18 protein-coding genes, 1 tRNA gene and 1 pseudogene are annotated in these 19227 nt (G+C 39.9%); 11 read left to right on the forward strand and 9 right to left on the reverse strand.

Annotation, left to right across the window (positions count from 1 at the left end; all coding sequences use genetic code 11):
• Positions 1-101 (reverse strand): annotated as a pseudogene (locus C8D76_RS07630) (IS1595 family transposase); the annotation flags it as partial.
• Between the two features lie 410 nt (positions 102-511).
• Here C8D76_RS07630 and C8D76_RS07635 point away from each other — a divergent pair.
• The 9 genes from C8D76_RS07635 to C8D76_RS07670 all read left to right on the forward strand — a co-directional run bounded on the left by C8D76_RS07635 (position 512) and on the right by C8D76_RS07670 (position 4979).
• Positions 512-715 carry a helix-turn-helix transcriptional regulator gene (locus C8D76_RS07635; RefSeq protein WP_116632196.1) on the forward strand — a complete coding sequence of 68 codons (204 nt, stop codon included), beginning with the start codon at positions 512-514 and terminating at the stop codon, positions 713-715.
• A gap of 11 nt (positions 716-726) precedes the next feature.
• The gene (locus C8D76_RS07640; protein ID WP_116632197.1) at positions 727-1041 is read left to right on the forward strand and encodes a hypothetical protein; all 315 of its coding nucleotides are present in this window, start codon (positions 727-729) and stop codon (positions 1039-1041) included.
• Positions 1042-1051: 10 nt separating this feature from the next.
• Complete coding sequence (locus C8D76_RS07645) at positions 1052-1354, forward strand: hypothetical protein (protein ID WP_116632198.1); 303 nt, start codon at positions 1052-1054, stop codon at positions 1352-1354.
• Positions 1355-1464: 110 nt separating this feature from the next.
• Complete coding sequence (locus C8D76_RS07650) at positions 1465-2055, forward strand: ash family protein (RefSeq protein ID WP_116632199.1); 591 nt, start codon at positions 1465-1467, stop codon at positions 2053-2055.
• Positions 2048-2383, forward strand: a complete 336-nt coding sequence (locus tag C8D76_RS07655; protein WP_116632200.1) for a hypothetical protein — start codon at positions 2048-2050, stop codon at positions 2381-2383. Before C8D76_RS07650 ends, C8D76_RS07655 begins: the two co-directional genes overlap by 8 nt.
• Positions 2376-2546: a hypothetical protein gene (locus C8D76_RS09920; protein ID WP_165814359.1), complete on the forward strand. Its 171-nt coding sequence runs from the start codon at positions 2376-2378 to the stop codon at positions 2544-2546. Before C8D76_RS07655 ends, C8D76_RS09920 begins: the two co-directional genes overlap by 8 nt.
• The gene (locus tag C8D76_RS07660) at positions 2539-2763 is read left to right on the forward strand and encodes a hypothetical protein (RefSeq protein WP_116632201.1); all 225 of its coding nucleotides are present in this window, start codon (positions 2539-2541) and stop codon (positions 2761-2763) included. The genes C8D76_RS09920 and C8D76_RS07660 overlap by 8 nt, the downstream gene beginning before the upstream one ends.
• Position 2764: 1 nt before the next feature.
• On the forward strand, positions 2765-3190 hold the full coding sequence (locus C8D76_RS07665; protein ID WP_116632202.1) for a hypothetical protein: 426 nt from the start codon (positions 2765-2767) through the stop codon (positions 3188-3190).
• Positions 3177-4979, forward strand: a complete 1803-nt coding sequence (locus tag C8D76_RS07670) for a DNA primase family protein (protein WP_116632203.1) — start codon at positions 3177-3179, stop codon at positions 4977-4979. The genes C8D76_RS07665 and C8D76_RS07670 overlap by 14 nt, the downstream gene beginning before the upstream one ends.
• 173 nt (positions 4980-5152) lie before the next feature.
• On the opposite strand, the gene C8D76_RS07675 is transcribed toward C8D76_RS07670, so the two are convergent.
• From C8D76_RS07675 to C8D76_RS07690, 4 genes are all read right to left on the reverse strand, one after another.
• Complete coding sequence (locus C8D76_RS07675) at positions 5153-6379, reverse strand: tyrosine-type recombinase/integrase (RefSeq protein ID WP_116632204.1); 1227 nt, start codon at positions 6377-6379, stop codon at positions 5153-5155.
• Between the two features lie 200 nt (positions 6380-6579).
• Positions 6580-6665 (reverse strand) — tRNA-Leu (locus tag C8D76_RS07680).
• 21 nt (positions 6666-6686) lie between these two features.
• Entirely contained in the window at positions 6687-7031 is a 345-nt protein-coding gene (gene secG / locus C8D76_RS07685) for a preprotein translocase subunit SecG (RefSeq protein ID WP_116632205.1), read from the reverse strand.
• Positions 7032-7118: 87 nt separating this feature from the next.
• Positions 7119-9065 carry a DNA topoisomerase III gene (locus C8D76_RS07690; RefSeq protein ID WP_116632206.1) on the reverse strand — a complete coding sequence of 649 codons (1947 nt, stop codon included), beginning with the start codon at positions 9063-9065 and terminating at the stop codon, positions 7119-7121.
• Positions 9066-9351: 286 nt separating this feature from the next.
• On the opposite strand from C8D76_RS07690, the gene C8D76_RS07695 reads away from it, so the two are divergent.
• Together C8D76_RS07695 and fdhF are read left to right on the forward strand one after the other, a co-directional pair.
• Entirely contained in the window at positions 9352-11190 is a 1839-nt protein-coding gene (locus tag C8D76_RS07695) for an NAD(P)-binding protein (RefSeq protein WP_116632207.1), read from the forward strand.
• Positions 11187-13994 (forward strand): formate dehydrogenase subunit alpha, encoded by a 2808-nt coding sequence (fdhF, locus tag C8D76_RS07700; RefSeq protein WP_116632208.1) that lies wholly within the window; start codon positions 11187-11189, stop codon positions 13992-13994. Before C8D76_RS07695 ends, fdhF begins: the two co-directional genes overlap by 4 nt.
• A 78-nt stretch (positions 13995-14072) precedes the next feature.
• Here fdhF and C8D76_RS07705 read toward each other — a convergent pair whose 3' ends face one another.
• From C8D76_RS07705 to C8D76_RS07720, 4 genes are all read right to left on the reverse strand, one after another.
• A complete protein-coding gene (locus C8D76_RS07705; RefSeq protein WP_116632209.1) occupies positions 14073-16028 on the reverse strand; it encodes an LTA synthase family protein in 1956 nt (651 codons plus the stop codon).
• Positions 16029-16114: 86 nt separating this feature from the next.
• Positions 16115-16867 carry a monofunctional biosynthetic peptidoglycan transglycosylase gene (gene mtgA / locus C8D76_RS07710; RefSeq protein WP_133241338.1) on the reverse strand — a complete coding sequence of 251 codons (753 nt, stop codon included), beginning with the start codon at positions 16865-16867 and terminating at the stop codon, positions 16115-16117.
• Entirely contained in the window at positions 16848-17153 is a 306-nt protein-coding gene (trpR, locus tag C8D76_RS07715) for a trp operon repressor (protein WP_116632210.1), read from the reverse strand. Before trpR ends, mtgA begins: the two co-directional genes overlap by 20 nt.
• 30 nt (positions 17154-17183) lie before the next feature.
• Entirely contained in the window at positions 17184-19208 is a 2025-nt protein-coding gene (locus tag C8D76_RS07720) for a transglycosylase SLT domain-containing protein (protein ID WP_116632211.1), read from the reverse strand.
• Between the last annotated feature and the right edge of the window lie 19 nt (positions 19209-19227).

The following is a 19227-nucleotide window of genomic DNA, read 5'->3' on the forward strand; positions in this document are numbered from 1 at the left end:
CCAAGTAAATCTGCAGCTGAGCGAGCCGTGACTTCTAGCACAAAAAATTCAAGTAATTTTCTCTGTATAGATTTCTTTAGTTTACAATGAGTTATATTCATTTTTGTAGATTAGCATAGTACCTAATCTACGTCAGCCCCCTAAAAAATCTAAAAAGCCTGAACAGATTGAGGCTGAAGAATATGCCATAGATATATGGAAAAAAGACCCGACTATCACACAAGAAAACATGGCTTATCAATTAAAAGACAAGTTAGAACTACAACAAACTATTCAAACAATAATCCGCTGGATCAGACCTTTTCAGCCTAAGAAATAAGAACAGAATGATCAAAAGCAACTTATTCACTATGATAAGCAACTTATTCACTATGATAAGTTGCTTTTTTATTAGCATAAGTAAGTTATTGATTTTTCAAACTTTATAAAATCCTTTTAAATACCTCTCGTCTAGACAACTCAACGAAACTAAACAAAGTTTCACACAGTTAAACAAACGAGAGGTATTTTTATGAACCAATCTCAAACCCAATCTAAAAAACTGATTTCTGGAAAAGAAACTTGTGCCGTCGTTGGCTTTGGGCGCACAAAATTGAATTTACTTGTTAAAGCTAATCAATTCCCACAACCGATCCGCTTTTCTCAAAACTTTATCCGATGGGATTTAGAAGAAGTGAATAACTGGATTGAACAACAAAAAGCCGCGCGTGCTTAAGGTGGTGGAAGATGAACGAAGCAAGAAAACCAAGCCAATTTTTAAAAGTGATACACCGTCTGATTGTATCAAGTGTAAGCGGCATTGATGGTTATTCAATGAATATGACTTCAGCCCGTAACTATATCAGTGACCTTGAACGTAATCATTTAACCGAAAAAGTGAAACGCACGAGAGAGAAAACAAAAGACGGTCTAGGGCAATACTACCGTTATGAAATCGCTAATCTTGAGCAGTTAAAACAAGTGATAGCGATTTATAAAGCGAAAGGTGGCGAGCTTACGCAGCATGAAGAAAAGTATGCGTATTCACGTTTTAAGTCATAAAGGAAAGTAAATGGCGAAAAGAAAAAAGCCCAGAATAACCAATCATTCAGAGCTTTTAAGTCCACATAGAGCGAACCTATCACAACCAAATTATAGCATTGTGCGATTTATTAGCAATTTATTAACAACAGTCAACATAGGGGAAAATATGAGCGAAACAGGCGCAGATAAAGCGGGGTTAGAAATATCGACAGGCTTAAAATTCTTTTTTAAGTCTTGTGGGATTGGCGTCGCTATTGCTTTTTTTCTATGGTTATCGCCCGATTTTCTAAAAGCGTTATCCGATTTTATCTTAACGTTAAAGAGCAACTAAACCTAAAGAAAAAGCCGTTAGCTATGCCTAAACTAACGGCTGATTACGCTTAGAACGAATTGAATAAGTGCAGTATCTGCCTTTAATTTAAATCCATGAAGAGGAATTAAATGAATTTAAATCAAATATATTATAAAGAATGTGAAAATATTTCACAACAAAAATTCTTTACAAAGTGCGGTGAAATTTTTTATTCTTTCCACGCAGTCGCAAAATCGACTGCCGAGCCTGGAAACTCGAACTATTTACATACGGCGAACAGTAGCACGCCTTTGAACCGTGCTTTTTTTGTTCGTAGCTTACGCACACCTAAAGAAAGTGCGGTCAAATTTGACTATATTTTTCCAACATATGAAATCACAAAATCCAAAATTGGATTTTGTAAATTTCTCTCAATGGTGGCGTGTAGCGGGAAAGGTTTCGCCCTTTGCTGTGTTCCGTATGTCGCAGTTTTCCAGCCCGTTACACGTTACCACCCTAAGCCTGGAAACTTCAGCGTGGTAACTTCTTCAAAATTTCATACGGAGTTATCAGCCATGATCTACCTATTCAAAGCCGTAAACCGTTCAGATTTACGCAATACCGCAAAACACTATTCAGCCTTTCCAAAATACACCGTGCGTATTAATGCCGATACATTAGCACAAGCACGCGCCAAAATTGCCCCTTTCTTTGTTGTGTTGGGGGTGGTTTATGCTTAATCACAATGCTATTCAAAACATTCTATTTGAAAAAGTCGATAGTGACGACACCAGCAAGGAAAGGCTAAAAACTATCCGCACTGAAAGCGAAAATCTATGCGAATCGATTGAATATGGTTTATTTGCCATAGGCAAGATGATGGAACATTTAGGGTATTTTGCTGATGAAGAAAAGCAGAATTTCAATAATAAAGCCTTAGACAACAGCACTGTGCGACAACTAGGCGGATTAATTCAAGCAAACGCTTATTTGCTCAATTCGTTACGAAATAGCGCAAGTAATGCAGATTATCACCTTAACAACATGAGAGACGAAAGCCATGTATAACGTAATCCTACACTATCAAGACGGGCACACGTTTATTTGTGATGAAGACGTGATTCTTGCCCGGGCAGAAGAAATCAAAGTCTATATTGAATCTAATCCGGATGATTTTAGTTATCGTGATGTACTAGAAGTTGAGATTGTGAAAGGGGGCAAAAATGAGTAGAGCAAGAAAACCTTATTCCGCACGTAAGCAAAAACGGATTGAAGATGAACGTTTGCCAGAATGGGAGCAATTAGTCAAAGCGATTAAAGACGCAGATTTATACTTAAATTTTGCTAAAGACTACATTCACAACGGACACTTAAAAGGCGCAGCGGACGCACTGAAATCTATTAAACGTGCGGTAAGCGCAGGACTAAAAATTCAAAAGGTAGCATAACATGAATAAAGAACTCGATTATTCAAAATTGAACGCGGTAGAACTTAAGGCGATTTCTATTGCTTATGAAAACATGCTTCAGCATACCAATAATTCGCCCTATCCCTATTTTAGTGCGGTGATGGAAACGTTGGGCGAACAGTTTATAGATTATCCCGCTGAAAATGCTGGTTCGTTAAAGATTTTCTATGATGAATTAACAACTATTTCACGTCATTTACTTGCTCTTGCGCCAACACCGCCAAGCCTAGATCCTGATGAATTAGCAAATTTAGTTTCTAATGATGAACTGATTGATGGAATGTTAAAAACAGGGCTAGTAACTACGTTAGTTAGCGATTTACAAGCTATTCAAAAGATGATTGAAATACGCCTTGCTATGATTGAACACGGTACAACAACGGGGGCATATTATGAAATTCACTAACGCACCATTTTTAAAAGAACCGTGGAATAAACAGCACTATTCTGATTTGATTGTATTAGTAGGTGCGGACGCGTGGAATGTATGGGGCAAGGGTGATAGCGTTCACTGGCGGTTGCTAGTAGACGGCTTAAAAATTGATACATTCACCACTAGCACAGGAAAGCGTATTAATCCTTACGATCAAGCACCCGTGATTATTGCGGGTGATACGCTTGAGAATATCCCGAAAACACGCATAGCAGATAAAGAGCAAAGCGCAATTAAATTTATTCAATGTGGTGAGCTTACGAGCAATCAAAAGACCGAACTTTGCTTAAATATTGCGAAAAATACGAATGCTAAAATTGTATCTTTGCTTTCGAGTGAACTTGATTTACTTGATAATTGGAGTAGCCATATTCAACGCTTGCGCACTGAAGATGATACACGCGTATTAGCTGAAATGTCAGTAGATACACCTAAAATCAAGGAAAAGGACCCTACTAATGAAAAATCAAGAGCCTTTCAAAAGTGGTTGGGTTTAGATATGGCTTTACAGCGTGGTAGCCGTGAAATCTATGCGTATAACGGCCAAATATGGAATAAGCTAGAAAATGATGATTTAGAAGAAAGTGCGGTCAAATTTCTTGATGAAAGCGAACTAGGCTATAGTGATAACACAATAGATCGTTTAATCAACACGCTAAAAGCCCAACTTCCCCGAATGGGTGAAACATCTAGCGATTTAATCGCTTTTGATAATGGCGTACTAAACCGTAATACATTGGAATTTGAACCGCACAATCGCCAAAATTGGTTAACGGCTTATATTCCACATAATTATGATGAACAAGCAACAAATACACCGCACTTTGATAAATGGCTGGCGTTTGTATCAGATGGTAACAAAGACAAGGCGAGAAACATTCTAGCTGTGTTATATGCGATTTTAACAAATCGCTATAACTGGCAAATGTTCTTTGAAATCACGGGGAAAGGCGGTAGCGGGAAATCTGTTTTTGCGAGTATTGCAACGCTATTAGCTGGTGATAAAAATACTGCATCTAGCAAATTAGAAAATTTTGATGATGAACGGGGGTTAGCAGGGCTTGAAAATAAAATGCTGATTATTTGCGCTGAACAAGCTAAATATGGCGGAGATGGTGGCGGATTAAAAGCAATTAGTGGCGGTGATACAGTAAGAGTACGTTATAACTATAAAGATCCGTTCAATACGAAAATCACGGCTTTAGTTATGCTGATAAATAACGAACCTTGCCGATTTACCGAACGTTCGGGCGGTATTAATCGCAGACGCGTGATTTTTGACTTCAAAAAGAGTGTTCCTGAAGATGAACGCGATCCGCATTTTATGGATAAAATCACTCTTGAAGTAGGCGGAATTATTCGTAAAGTGCTTGATACATTCTCTGAACCAACAGACGCAAAAAAAGCTTTAATGGCGCAGATGAATAGCCAAGAAGCCTTAGAAGTGAAAAAGTTATCCGACCCACTTACAGACTTCTTCGGGTATTTCTACACTACAGAACAAATGAATGGGCTTTTTATTGGCGTGGCGAATATGGGGCTTGATAGAATCAGAACGCATCTTTACCCCGCTTATTTAGCTTACACAAGGGCAATGAATATCAGTGAATTAGGCTTAAGAAACTTTGTAACGGGCATTGAACAAGCCTTAAAACAACATGGGAATGAATATGATTTTATAAAGAAATCTACTAAAACAGGAGTGCGAACGAATGTTCATTACAAGGATTTTGATAACTTTCGGAATGAGGTATCAAATTAAAAATAGCGGGTTAAAATCCCGCTTTTTTTATGACTGTTCACCCTTTGGGTGAAGAGTTGGTGAAGAGTTAAACCCAACTGATCACCGATTAACCTATTGATTTATAATGAAAAATATCCAAAGGTGAAGAGATGAAGAGTTAAAGATAAAAAAAGTTTTTTTATAAGCATTAATTAGAAATTTAAGTTCATTCCGCATTGTTCGCAATAGTCACCTATAAGCTGCATTACAGGCTTTCGCTCTTCTAAATAATCATAGCGATTGTAAGTATTTTCTAATTCGTCCCCACCTTCCAATAAATGAGAAAGAACGGTTTCAGATACGTTACGTTCAATTTTTTTAGATGCTAAGAATGTTTTTATAAAAGCGCGTATTCCATGGGGAGTGAGTTTACCCTTATAGCCGTTTCGTTTTAAAGTTACGTTTACTGTGGCTTTATTCATGGGTTTATTATTTGATGAACGACCCACAAAAACAAAAGGGCTATTTTCTGAAAATATTTTCATCACTTCTAATAATTGGATTGCTTGAGATGATAACGGCACAGTATGCGGGCGTTTTTTATCTGCTTTCCCTTTCATTTTCTCTTTAGGAATATGCCATAGCTTATTAGCAAAATCGATTTCAGACCATTCAACATTAACGGCTTCATTGGGGCGCAGGGCTGTTAAGAAAGACCAACAAATTAGTAAATAAGTTTTCTTTTCTATGCGGGCGTTAGCCAAATCTTGAAATAATTTAGGCAATTCATCAGATTTAATCGTAGGGTGGGGAGTAGATGATTTTATATGAAAATTCTTTACAGCTAATCTACAGTTATGGCTTTCTATAATGCCTTGCGTAATAGCATGATCCATAATGGCACTTACAAGCTGATGTATTTTTTTCAGTGTGTTACTTCTATCTGCTATTTTTTCATAAATGCTTACTAATTCTTTAACTTTTATTTCTGATACGTGTGTATCACCAATGTAAGGGAATATATGATTTTCTAGGCGTTCCCAATTCTTTTTTCGTGTTTCTAGATTTTTAGCTTTTTCTTTGTAAATACCGCTGAAGTAGCTTTCAGCAACAGAACGAAAGGTATCTTTCAGACGGCTTTCATGTTCTTGCTGAATGCGTATTTTTTCTTGTTGTGGATCAATATCTTTCGCAAGTAGAGAACGATATTCTTCACGTTTTGCCCGCGCGTCAGAAAGTAATAGAGCAGGATAATGCCCGATAGTTAGATTTGTTCTTTTATTCGTAATAGGGGATATGTAGTTAAAAATCCATATTTTAGATCCTGTAGGTTTCACTCTAAGAATTAGCCCGTTACCGTCAGCTAATATATATTCTTTGTCTTTTGGTTTAGCATTTTCTATTTGAGTTTTGTTTAGTGCTTTGGTTGTTCTAGCCATATTTTGATCTTACAAGATGTTAGACACAGAATAATTTATAGTAACACGTTTCAAATCGTGTAACTAAACGTGTAACTAAAATTTGCGATAGGAAATGTTTAGATACGTTAAGCTAAGATAAGAAAAAAGCCTGTAAACGTTGATTTTACAGGCTTTATCAGATTTTTTCGTTTAGCTGTGTTGAGCTAAATTTAGTCAAATGGTGCTCTGGGCGAGACTTGAACTCGCACGACCTACGGTCACTACCCCCTCAAGATAGCGTGTCTACCAATTCCACCACCAGAGCGTTATTTGATTTTAATTTGTATTAATTTTGTGGGATATCTGCGTTTTTATTTTCTACTGGCGCAGGCGCAGTTTGTTGTTGAATTTGCTGAGCCGTTTCAGATAAATCATCAAATTTACCTTGTTCAACATTGCCATGATGAGAATTTAAATTCCCTAATACAATACTAATCACAAAGAAAATTGTTGCTAAAATCGCTGTTGTACGTGATAAAAAGTTTGCTGAACCTGCAGAACCAAATACTGTACCAGATGCGCCACCACCGAATGATGCGCCTGCATCGGCACCTTTACCTTGTTGAATCAAGATAAAGCCAACCATGACGATTGCAACGAGCAAGTAAACAAATATTAAAACGTTATACATTATCTTTTTCTCTGTGAATAAAAACGGAGCGAATACTACCTAATATTTTGATGCTTAGCAAGGAGTTTTTGCTCGTTTGCTGAAAATCTATTCAGAAATTTGCTCAGATTTGACCGCACTTTTTGTTTTGCTTGCTTTAGTTTTGCGTTTTGTGAACGGCGGTTTTGGATTATTGGCAACTTGGCTGAGCTGGCGTAATGCTGAAAAATTCACAAATTGCACCAAATCGGGCAACATTTGAGTGAGTTGATGCATAAATTGTTGATAGCTCACTGATTTTTGGCTGATCGCGTTTAGTTGTGATTCCCATTGTGCCGTCATATCGGGCTGTATCGCTACATCAGGCAGCGCTTGGATCAGAATTCGTCCTGCTTCAGTGCTGTGAATGCTGCGCCCTTTTTTAGTAAGAAATCCGCGTTTAAATAGCAATTCAATAATGCCTGCACGGGTCGCTTCTGTGCCTAAACCATCAGTTTCACGCAAGATTTTTTTCAATTCTTTATCTTGAACAAAACGAGCGATTCCCGTCATTGCGGACAATAGCGTAGCATCGGTAAAGGGTTTAGGTGGCTGTGTTTTTTTGCTGATGATTTCGCCTTTTTCACACAAGAGAATTTGCCCTTTTTTTACCACTGGCAAGGGCGAATCTAATTGTTCGTCATCGTCTTCTTTGCCCCAAAGTGCTTTCCAACCCGCGGTTTGTAAATTGCGCGCTTGGGCGATAAAACATCTGCCAGCGATATTAAAGGTGATTTTACTTTTGCGATATTCGGCATCAGGGCAAAATTGCATCAGATATTGACGCGCGATGAGATTATAAACATTTTGCTCCCATAGGCTAAGGCTCGCTGGGCGGTTTTTCGCCGTGGGAATAATGGCGTGGTGCGCCTCGACTTTTTTATCATTCCAGCAGCGATTTTTTTGCTCAATATTGACCGCACTTGGCAGCGGCTGATATTGGGTTGAATGCACTTGAAGTGCTGCGATCACCTTCTCGCGATCAGCAAAATGCTCATTGGGCAAATAGCGACAATCAGAACGTGGATAGGTAATGAGCTTATGCTTTTCATAAAGGCTCTGGCAGGTGTCTAGCACATCTTGCGCGGACATACCATAGCGTTTGGCAGCATCAATCTGCAATGCAGAAAGAGAATAAGGCAATGGCGCGGTTTCTTTTTCTCGCTTATCTTCATAAGCGGTGACTTCAGCGGGTTGCCCTGTGATGCGTTTTATCACGTTTTCAGCGAGAGCGCGCGAAAGCACACGCCCGTCATCATCTTGATAATCTTCACAGGCTTTGCTTGGTTGCCAAAGTGCGGTCAATTTTTGCGGCGTTTTTTCTTGCGTTTGAATATGTGCCATGACCTCGAAAAAATCCTTAGGCTGGAAATTTTCAATTTCTAAATCACGGCGCACAATCAACCCTAACACAGGGGTTTGCACACGCCCAACAGACAAAACACCATTATAGCCAGCTTGACGTCCGCGAATGGTGTAAGCGCGCGTCATATTAATGCCATAAAGCCAGTCTGCGCGGGCTCGTGCGAGTGCGGATGTTGCTAAGGGAATAAAGTGGCGATTAGGCTGTAATTTTTTAACCGCTTTTTCCACCGCACTTGGGTTGAGATCGCTGATTAAACAACGTTGAATTTTATCTCGTTTATCGGCACTTAAATTGGCGTAACTAAACACTTCATCAACTAACAATTGCCCTTCTCGATCTGGGTCGCCCGCGTTGATCAGTTCATCCGCTTGGTGAATCAGTTTTTCAACGGTTTTAAGCTGTTTCGCCACTTCTTTACGCGGAATTAGCTGCCATTTTTCAGGCACAATAGGCAAATGTTCTAACCGCCATTGTTTAAAAATCGGATTATAAGCATCGGGTTCGGCTTGTTCTAATAAATGCCCGACACACCATGTTACGCAGTCATTGTCGCCACAACGAATAAACCCATCGCCACGCGTGTGCGGTTTTGGCAACACATCGGCAATAGCGCGCGCAAGGCTAGGTTTTTCGGCGATAAACAAACGCATAAACAGGCTCCGTAAAAATGGAGGCAAATTCTACCGCACTTTAAGGGAAATTTAAACTCGTGAATTTTTGTAAAGGCGTGTAACTCGGTGAGTAGGGAAAAATAAGAATAGAAATCTACCTAAAATATCGTTGTAAATAGGAAGAAATGATTTAGATCAAAATACATGCATTTTTAATAAGGTTATTTATAGATAGGTACTATTCATATGGTGGAAAATCATTATTCTATAATCTATTACTTTTTTCTCATTTCATTTTATTTATATACAGTTGGAGTGATTTGATATGGCTAAATATTATTTGCAACCAGAGGAGAACTACGACACTAAAATTGGTGTGCTGATTAATAAATTTAATAGCAAAGTAAAAAGTTTTCCACCAGGTACCTGCCCATTAGTCGTGCAATATGCATCACTTCGTGCATCTATGAGCCAAACTTGTGGTAAATGTGTGCCTTGTCGTGATGGCATTCCCCATCTTTCATTCCTATTGCGCGATATTTTGGCAGGCGAAGCAGATGAAAATACGATGCGCCAAATTCATGAATTAGCTGAAATGGTACGAGATGGTTCTGACTGTGCAATTGGTTATCAGCCAGCCTTTGAGATTCTTGATAGTATTGAAGAATTTAAAGAAGAATATGAGAGTCATATAAAAAATAAGTCTTGTTCTTCAAGTATTGGTCAAAAAATTCCTTGTATTAATATGTGCCCTGCTCATGTAGATATTCCTGGTTATATTGCGCATATAGGTGATGGTAATTATGCTGATGCGATTAATCTGATTCGTAAAGATAATCCATTACCAACCGCTTGTGGGTTGGTTTGCGAGCATCCTTGCGAAGAACGTTGTCGTCGTCGGTTAATTGACGATGCTATCAATATTCGAGGCTTGAAAAAATACGCAGTGGATCAAGTAGCTGCAGATACAGTAAAAGTGCCGCAGCCTTTACCTGATACGGGAAAAAAAGTGGCTGTCATTGGAGGGGGGCCTGCGGGACTAACCTGTGCTTATTTTCTTGCTCAAATGGGACATAGAGTCACCATTTATGAACGTCAAAAGGCTTTGGGGGGAATGCTACGCTATGGTATTCCTAACTATCGTTTTCCTAAAAATCGTCTTGATCAAGACATCAATGCGGTATTATCGGCTGGTAATATCAATGTGGAATATGGCGTGATGGTTGGGGAGGATATTGCTATTGAAACGATCCGTAAATCACATGATGCGATGTTTGTTGGTATCGGGGCTCAAAAAGGTAAAACCTTGCGTATAGAAGGTGCGAATGCAAACAATGTTTTCTCTGCAGTTGAAATGTTAGACGGCATTGGGAATGACATTATCCCTGATTATACCGATAAAGTTGTTGTTGTGATTGGCGGTGGAAATGTAGCGATGGATGCTGCACGCTCAGCTGTACGTTGTAAAGCTAAAGATGTTCGTATTGTATATCGTAGAAGACAAGATGATATGACCGCACTTCATACAGAAATTGAAGCGGCGATTATGGAAGGTATTGAGTTAATTACTCTTGCCGCGCCAGTAAAAATTGAAACCGATGAGCAAGGAAATTGTGTGGGGTTAACTGTACAACCGCAAATGACTGGCCCTTATGATCATGGTGGTCGTCCAAGTTCTGTTGCTGTTAATAAGCCTAAATTTACTATTGCTTGTGATGTGATTTTGATTGCTGTAGGGCAAGATATTATTAGTGTGCCATTTGAAAAATTTGGTATGGAAGCAAACTGGGGAGTCTTCAAATCAGAGCTTACTACGGCAGTGCCTAATATGGATGGCGTATTTGTAGGAGGAGACTGTGCAACAGGGCCTTCAACAGCTATAAAAGCCATTGCTGCAGGTAAAGTTGCTGCTCATAATATTGATGAATACTTAGGGTATCATCATGAATTTCCTTGCGAGACGAAAGCACCGGTGCCAAAAGCTAATGTGCGTATGCAAATTGGTCGTGCAAATACAACCGAACGTCCAGCATATATTCGAAAATGTGATTTTGACCATGTTGAAAATCCTTATACCCATGAAGAAGCAATGCAAGAAGCGGAACGTTGTTTGCGTTGTGATCATTTTGGTTGTGGTGTACTACAAGGAGGGCGTGACTTATGATTAATGTAAAAATTGATGGGATTAATGTTCAAGTAGAAGAAGGAACAACCATTCTTGAGGCCGCAAAATCTGTTGGTGTAGATATTCCTACGTTATGTTATTTAAAAAATGTCAGTGATATTGGTTCATGCCGTTTATGTGTAGTAGAAATAGATGGTTATGATAAATTGCCAACATCTTGTAATACTTTGGCGCAAGACGGTATGGTCATCAAAACTAAAACCAATAGGGTTGTCAAATCTCGCCGCATGGCATTAGATCTGATTTTATCGCACCATAATTTAATTTGCTTTTCTTGCCCATCAAATGGTGCGTGTGAGTTACAAAATGTAGCTCATCAATGTGGTATTAGTGAATCAACATTTCCGAATTTCCGTTTACCAGGTATTGAAGTTCCTCATGTAGAAGATCATCCATTTTTAGGCTATCGCCCTGATTTATGTATTCATTGTCAACGTTGTATTAGCACATGCACCAATGTGAGTGGATGTGATGCAATTAAATTAACTTCTCGTGGTATTTTCCGTTCTATTGAAACACCATTTGGTATCAATTGGAAAGAAACTGAGTGTGAATCTTGTGGTAATTGCGCAGAAGCTTGCCCAACAGGTGCAATTTATAAAAAAGAAGCAAAATCTTACCGCACTTGGGAAATTAGCCGTGTTCGTACAACTTGCCCACATTGTGCAGTTGGTTGTCAATATGATTTATTAGTAAAAGACAACAAATTAGTTGGTGCTGAAGCTGTAGATGGCCCATCAAATGGAGGGCGTCTATGTGTAAAAGGGCGCTTCGGTTCATATAAATTTGTTCATTCTGGTGATCGTTTAACTGATCCACTAATTAAGGATCGTGCGACAGGAAAATTCCGCAAAGCAAGTTGGGATGAAGCACTTGATTTGGTTGCTTCTAAATTTATGGCGTTAAAACGTCAGCACGGCGCAGATTCTTTAGCTGGCTTTGCGTGTTCACGTTCGCCAAATGAAGATATTTATATGGTGCAAAAAATGGTGCGTACTTGTTTCGGTACGAATAACACGGACAATTGCGCACGTGTATGCCATTCTGCGTCTGTGGAGGGGTTGGCAAAAACCTTAGGATCAGGTGCAATGACTAACCCAATTTATGACATTACTCATGATGTTGATGCGATTTTACTGGTGGGATCAAATCCTGAAGAAGCACATCCTGTAGTGGGTATGCAAATTCGTGAAGCCGTACGCAATGGCGCTAAATTAATTGTGGTTGATCCTCGTGATATTGGTTTAACAAAACAAGCTGATCTGCATTTAAAACTTCGTCCTGGTACTAATATTGCTTTTGCCAATGGTATGTGCCATGTCATTATCAAAGAAGGTTTATTAGACGAAAAATATATCGCTGAGCATACTGAAGGATTTAAAGAGTTGAAAAAAATTGTGAAGGATTATACGCCAGAAAAAGTGGCGAAAATCTGTAATATTGATCCTGATGATTTGCGCGCAGCAGCACGAATTTATGCAACAGCGAAAAAAGCGCCGATCATTTATTGCTTAGGCGTAACAGAGCATTCCACTGGCACGGAAGGCGTGATGTCTATGTCTAATATGGCATTATTAGTGGGTAAACTTGGACGCTCAGGTTGTGGGGTAAACCCATTACGTGGACAGAATAATGTACAGGGTGCTTGTGATATGGGAGCATCACCTAATCAATACCCAGGTTATCAATCAGTGCTAGATCCAGAAGTGCGGTCAAAATTTGAGAAAGCTTGGGGCGTTAGTTTGCCTGCCCATCTTGGTACACATGCTACTGATATTTTTCCCAAAGCGATTAAAGGAGAAGTGAAAGGTCTGTATATTTATGGTGAAGATCCCGTAGTAACCGATCCCGATACCCATCATGTGATTAAGGCATTAAAAAGTCTATATTTCTTAGTGGTACAAGAACTATTTATGACTGAAACAGCCCTTTTAGCTGATGTTGTGCTACCAGGTCGTTCTTATGCGGAAAAAGATGGTACATTCACTAACACAGAACGCCGCGTGCAACGTGTACGTAAAGCCGTTACTATCCCAGGCAATACGCGTTTAGATACAGATATTATCTGTGAATTAATGCGTCGCATGGGCTATAACCAACCTACTTTAACCGCATCAGAAATTTTTGATGAAATGGCATCGCTCACCCCATCATACAGAGGTATGAGTTATACTCGCTTAGAAAGTGAACCTACTCAATCTTTACAATGGCCTTGTACGGATAAATATCACCCTGGTACGCCAATTATGCATATGGGAAAACCTGTGAGAGGCTTAGCGTGGTTCTATCCAACGGAATATCAAGAAGCACAAGAATTGCCAGATAAAGAATATCCGCTAATGCTGAGTACTGGACGGATTTTGTATCATTACAACACTGCTGTGATGACCAGTCGTACGGAAGGATTAATGGAAATTGCAGGGCATTCCTTTATTGAAATTAATTCTGCCGATGCGCAACGTCTTGAGATTGAGGATGGCGAACGAGTGAGAGTTACATCTCGCCGTGGCACGATTACTTCTGAAGCCCGTGTATCAGACAAAACCAATAAAGGGGAGTGTTGGATGCCATTCCATTTTGCTGATGGTAATGCCAATTATCTAACTAATGCAGCGTTAGACAAATATGCGCGTATTCCTGAGTATAAAGTCTGTGCTTGTCGTGTAGAAAAGTTACCGAAAGAAGAAGCGTTTAACGGGCGCGGTAAAGCGATTACGCAGCAAGCGATCGCAAAACAATGGCGCAAGAAAATGGATAGAACAATCTCAAAAATCTTGGGATAATCTATACTGTTCGATATAAACACAAAGTGCGGTCAAAAACTTCACAATTTTTGACCGCACTTTTTCTAAACTTAGTTTTTATTTGGCATTGTTTTGTGGTTCAGAGCGATACAGTTTTTCCTTGTAGGCAATGCTTCCCCAGAGCGCATAGGCTAAAGCTTGGTTTTTCATTTCTTCGGGAATATCCGTAGGAATTAACACTTGGTTTTTGGTGTCGTATTTAAACCCTTCAATCGGTTTTTTCTCTTGCAAAATAGCCAGCTCTTTTTGCCCATTGATTTCGCGCATATAGCCAAATACTTTGTTGTATTGCATTAGGGCGCGATTTGGGTTTTCTTTGGTTAAGTCATAGCCTAACATTGGATAGTTTGCGTTAATACCCGCGAGAGAAAGCAAGGTTGTTGGCATATCAATTTGGCTGACTAAGCGATTGTCCCGTTGCACTGGAATGCCATTGCCTAAAATTAACGCAGGAATATGGAAGTTATTTACTGGCACATAAGCCGCACCGCCAGCACGAGAATCGTGATCAGCAATGACTAAGAAAATGGTGTCTTTCCAATAATCAGATTTTTTCGCCAGATCGAAGAAATGCCCAAGCGCATAATCGGCGTATTTCGCTGCATTATTTCGTGTTTTTTGCGGCTGTTCATAGAGTTCAATTTTCCCTTCTGGGAAATCGAATGGGTCATGATTGCTTGAGGTAAACACAAGGCTAAAAAATGGACTATTTTCTTTGGCAAGTGCGGTGAATTTTTCATGCGCTTTGTCGAAAAGATCTTCATCGCTCACTCCCCAAGTGCTGGTAAATTTAGGGTTTTTATAATCACCTTCGTCAATGATTTGTTGGAATCCATTACCGTAGAAGAAACTTGCCATATTGTCGAAATGTTTTTCGCCACCGTAGATGAATGAAGTGTTGTAGCCTTGTTTGCTAAGCACGTCTGCGATGCTAAAAAAGCCAGTTTGTGCGCCTGTGAGTTTTACCACTGCACGGGCTGGCGTTGGCGTAAAGCCTGTTGTCACGGCTTCAATTCCGCGCACTGAGCGTGTTCCTGTGGCATAAAGATTTTCAAATAACCAGCCTTGTTGGGCTAATTTGTCGAAGTTTGGGGATAATGGTCTTCCGCCAAGCGTGCCAACAAATTGTGCGCCAAAGCTTTCTTCCAAAATAATGACAATGTTTTTGGGTTTGCCTTGATAAGTGGCGTGATTTGTTGTGAGTGTTGGCAGCGTAGAAGAAATATAGTCAGACTCAGGGCGGCCACGCACGTCTTTAAGGGTCTTAATAATCTCTTCAAAGTCCATTTTGCCATAGATTTCAGAGGAATTTTCTTCATCGCTCAGTTGTTGCAGCGCGAACATCACTGAATATCCCGAGTTGAGTGTGAGCGCATTAACTAGTGGATCTGATGAAAATGCCACCATAGATGGATTGATGCCACGATGTTGCAAACTTGAACGCGCGCCTAAAAACATCAGGCCGCCAATAAGCAAGAAAGCAACAGGGCGCCATTTCCAAGAGAAATAAGATAAGTTTTGACTGAGTTTTTTAGCGAATTTCCAAAATACCCAAGCGCTCAGTGCGGTGAAAATGAGTGTCACAATCAGCGCCACTAAATGCCCATTAGCCAGCATATTAAATACTTCTTTTGGATAAATTAAATATTCAATAAAAAGGCGGTTAGGGCGAGTGTCGTAAGTTTCAATAAATGGCGGTGTGGCAATTTCCATGAAGATAATGAATGTGCTAAATGCCGTTAAACCTAAACGAACGATGAAATCAACGCCTTTTCCTAGCGCATTTTTTCCGCCTAAAAAGAGGGCGATAATAACGAGGGGGGCAAATAACCAACAGAGTGCAGAAACGTCAATACGAACGCCTTGCAACAGCATTGGCAGCCAGCCGTCAACGGAATCTACACGTTCTTTTTGCCATAATCCTAAAAGAACGCGGCTGCAAGATAGCAGGATAAGATTGGTGATGAAGAAGATAAAAATAGGGTAAATTGCCCCAAGTGATCGCTTAAGCATAAAATTTCCTAGTGGATAACAAATATTTATTCATACTGTGATTTTACGGCGGCTAAATTAGATAAAAATTAGCCGCACAAGCCATTTTATAAATGCTTTAAATACGCTTTTCCCAGTCCATTCATCTGGCGCATAATCCAAGCCTGTTTGCGTTTAACTAAATTGCTCGGCGCATTAACTTTGTAGATAATGGGATTAGGCAACACCGCAGCAAGGAGCGCTGCTTCAGATGGCGTCAGATTTTTGGCGGATTTTTTGAAGTAAAAACGGCTCGCCGCTTCGACACCAAAAATGCCGTTTCCAAATTCAGCAATATTTAAATACACTTCTAAAATACGTTTTTTTGACCATAACAGCTCTAGGCTGAGCGTTACGGGCACTTCTAGCCCTTTACGGATCCAACTTTGCCCGTGCCATAAATAGAGATTTTTCGCTGTTTGCTGGCTAATCGTTGAACCGCCACGAATACGTTTGGATTTTTCGTTGTGTTCAAAGGCTTTGGCAATCGCGTTCCAGTCAAATCCCCAATGGCTCGGAAAGGTTTGATCTTCCGAAGCGATGACCGCCAGTTGCATATTGGGAGAAATTTTATCAAGGCTGACCCAATTATAATGTACATCGTAATCGAAATCGAATTGCAGCAAATGACTGATTTTTTGTTGGGCAATATAGGCTGAAAAGGGAATGGGAACAAAGCGAAAAAATAGGGTAATAGCAAAAAATACCATTAAAAAACGTGCGAAAAATCGACCGCACTTTCTTCGTGCTAAGCTTGTGCTTAACCGAAAAAAAGCACGGAGAATCTTTAAGCTAACTAAACTATTTTTGCGTTTTCGCATCGATTTGTTCTTTTACCCAAGCGAGAAAATCGGGTTCCATCAATTTCAGCATATTTGAACCACGCGTAATTGTCGCCGCGCTTGTATTTAGATTTTGCTGGATTTCACGCTGTGGCACATTTTTATCTAACAATTGGGATACGATTTGTAAGCGCAATCCCACCGCATCTCGTTCATCTGGTGTGAGAATAAGTGTGAGCAGCTCTTGCTCTTTACCTTCCGCAAAGGCATTGCGCAAGGTTTCAATAAAAGCGCCCCAATGATCCATATTACGACTGATATACATAATCTCTCCTACACTATTAAACTAGTGCGATTAGTATAACCGATCTGTTTCTTGTTGTGAAAATAATTGTTGTGGCTGTTGTTGCAAAATTTGGTAATAGGTATCGTAAGCCAACACATTTTGCACATATCCGCGGGTTTCAAAAAATGGAATGGAAGCCACAAACTCCGCCATAGTCAATTTGCCGGCGGATTTTTCAAGCCACGCATCTACACGTTGCGCGCCAGCATTGTAAGCTGCCGCAATTAAGATACGGTTGTCGCCATATTTGTCTTGTAATTCCTGCAAATGTGCAGTGCCAAGCATAATATTATTAAAGGGTTCAAATAATTGTTTGTTATCTGTGAAAGGCAAGCCTGTTTTGCCCGCAGTGAGCTTGGCTGTGCTAGGTAATAATTGCATTAAACCATAGGCATTGGCAGAAGAAACAACAGCTGGTCGCCATGCACTTTCTTGGCGTGCGATTGCCATCGCAAAAGTGCGGTTGATTTTTTTATCATTTAGGTTTACGTCAAACCAATCGGTATAAGCATTTGGCAGGCGTAAGCTAATGTAGCTCCAAGCTTTCGCTTGAATTGTCGCTTCTACGCCAAGATCATACCAACCTTGTTGTGAGGCATATTCGGAAAGTTGCAATTTTTGTTCAAAACTCGCAGCATTCAATAAATTATTCCATTCGCTGTTCATATTAGCGTTATCGTTGAAATAGCGCAGTTCTGCAATGCGTGCCAATTCTGTTTTGAATGTATCGGTGATTTTGGCTGGTGCAGCTTGCCCCTGTTTCGTGGCTGGAATCGTGAATTTTTGCATTTCAGGTTTGTATTCCAAGCCTAAATCTTTGGCGGCTAACATGCCGTAGAAGCCACGGGTTTTGGCAAGTGCGGTCAATATTTCTTTAGATTTTGCTTTATCTGCTGTTTGTGCAATCCAATATTGCCATTCTTCTTTCGCTTTATAGCCATCGGAAATCAAGTTTAGCCACGCGCTATAATCGGCTTTTTCACGAATAGCCATACGGATACGGCGTTCTGTTAATTTATCATCTTTCAATGCGACAAGTTGATCGTCACGCCATTGTTTAAACTCCGCATTTTCGCTGTCAAAAAATTGAGATAAATAAAGTTTTTTCCATTCCGTTAGTTGATCTGCCGTGAGCTCAAAACTTTTTGCCCAAGTCTCAAATTTTGCGAAATATTTGGCAGGCTCAGGCACCTGTGTTTCCGTTAAGGTTTTTACATAGGCAGGGAAAGTCGCAAGCACCACACGTTTTTCCAAAGGCTTGTTCGGGATAATATCAATGTAAAACTGATTATCTTCATCGTTAAGTTTGCTTGGATCCGCTAAAACACGATTGAGATCAGCCACCCAATCTTTATTTTTTTTATCTGTGAGTAGATTTTCCAAATGACGCAATAAACCGGTGTTACCTTGCTCAAAGGCTAATACCGCACGCTGTTTGGCTAGCTCAGGGGTAAGACCACCTTGCTCATGCCATTGATCGAGCAAAGGATCGCATTGGCTTGGCAAGCTTTGCCCAGTTAGCCAAATTGTTGCTAAATCATCTTGTAATTTAGGTGTGATAGGGGGCGTATTTTCGGCAGCTTTTTCAGCATTATTTTCTGTGGGCTGTGTCGCTAACATATTGGCTTTGGCTTGCACTAAAATGCATTGCGAGCCCTGATCTAACGGCAATTTTCCTGCATTTTCAATAATCGCTTTCCAATCTTGATTTTGTTGACGCTGTTTTAACCATTCTTTTTTTAAGCTGTTAGCAAATGGCAAAGTCGGATTTTTTTGTTGATAAGCCTCAATGTCTGCCAAGGTTAAATTCGCTTTGTTCGCATTTAATAATGCTGCTTCAGCATAAGCAGCGAGCGGATAGTCTGACAGTGTCGTTAATAATTGATTGGCAATTTTTTGTGTGGCGTCGCTTTGTGAAAGCGCTAATAATTCATTAATTTTTTGATACGTTTGGCGTTGTTGTTCAAGATCGGCATTGGCTGAAAATGAAACAAAAGAAAATAATAATGCAAGAGAAAGCGTTGTGTGTTTCATATTTGTCCTAGTGGTTTCA

Origin of the sequence: Alitibacter langaaensis DSM 22999 (genome assembly GCF_003096995.1) — a bacterium.
Lineage (GTDB): Bacteria > Pseudomonadota > Gammaproteobacteria > Enterobacterales > Pasteurellaceae > Exercitatus > Exercitatus langaaensis.

Bases quoted from the DNA above. Each gene is read 5' to 3' on its own strand.
- C8D76_RS07635 (WP_116632196.1), top strand. From the start codon at position 512: ATGAACCAATCTCAAACCCAATCTAAAAAACTGATTTCTGGAAAAGAA.
- C8D76_RS07640 (WP_116632197.1), top strand. From the start codon at position 727: ATGAACGAAGCAAGAAAACCAAGCCAATTTTTAAAAGTGATACACCGT.
- C8D76_RS07645 (WP_116632198.1), top strand. From the start codon at position 1,052: ATGGCGAAAAGAAAAAAGCCCAGAATAACCAATCATTCAGAGCTTTTA.
- C8D76_RS07650 (WP_116632199.1), top strand. From the start codon at position 1,465: ATGAATTTAAATCAAATATATTATAAAGAATGTGAAAATATTTCACAA.
- C8D76_RS07655 (WP_116632200.1), top strand. From the start codon at position 2,048: ATGCTTAATCACAATGCTATTCAAAACATTCTATTTGAAAAAGTCGAT.
- C8D76_RS09920 (WP_165814359.1), top strand. From the start codon at position 2,376: ATGTATAACGTAATCCTACACTATCAAGACGGGCACACGTTTATTTGT.
- C8D76_RS07660 (WP_116632201.1), top strand. From the start codon at position 2,539: ATGAGTAGAGCAAGAAAACCTTATTCCGCACGTAAGCAAAAACGGATT.
- C8D76_RS07665 (WP_116632202.1), top strand. From the start codon at position 2,765: ATGAATAAAGAACTCGATTATTCAAAATTGAACGCGGTAGAACTTAAG.
- C8D76_RS07670 (WP_116632203.1), top strand. From the start codon at position 3,177: ATGAAATTCACTAACGCACCATTTTTAAAAGAACCGTGGAATAAACAG.
- C8D76_RS07675 (WP_116632204.1), bottom strand. From the start codon at position 6,379: ATGGCTAGAACAACCAAAGCACTAAACAAAACTCAAATAGAAAATGCT.
- secG (WP_116632205.1), bottom strand. From the start codon at position 7,031: ATGTATAACGTTTTAATATTTGTTTACTTGCTCGTTGCAATCGTCATG.
- C8D76_RS07690 (WP_116632206.1), bottom strand. From the start codon at position 9,065: ATGCGTTTGTTTATCGCCGAAAAACCTAGCCTTGCGCGCGCTATTGCC.
- C8D76_RS07695 (WP_116632207.1), top strand. From the start codon at position 9,352: ATGGCTAAATATTATTTGCAACCAGAGGAGAACTACGACACTAAAATT.
- fdhF (WP_116632208.1), top strand. From the start codon at position 11,187: ATGATTAATGTAAAAATTGATGGGATTAATGTTCAAGTAGAAGAAGGA.
- C8D76_RS07705 (WP_116632209.1), bottom strand. From the start codon at position 16,028: ATGCTTAAGCGATCACTTGGGGCAATTTACCCTATTTTTATCTTCTTC.
- mtgA (WP_133241338.1), bottom strand. From the start codon at position 16,867: ATGCGAAAACGCAAAAATAGTTTAGTTAGCTTAAAGATTCTCCGTGCT.
- trpR (WP_116632210.1), bottom strand. From the start codon at position 17,153: ATGTATATCAGTCGTAATATGGATCATTGGGGCGCTTTTATTGAAACC.
- C8D76_RS07720 (WP_116632211.1), bottom strand. From the start codon at position 19,208: ATGAAACACACAACGCTTTCTCTTGCATTATTATTTTCTTTTGTTTCA.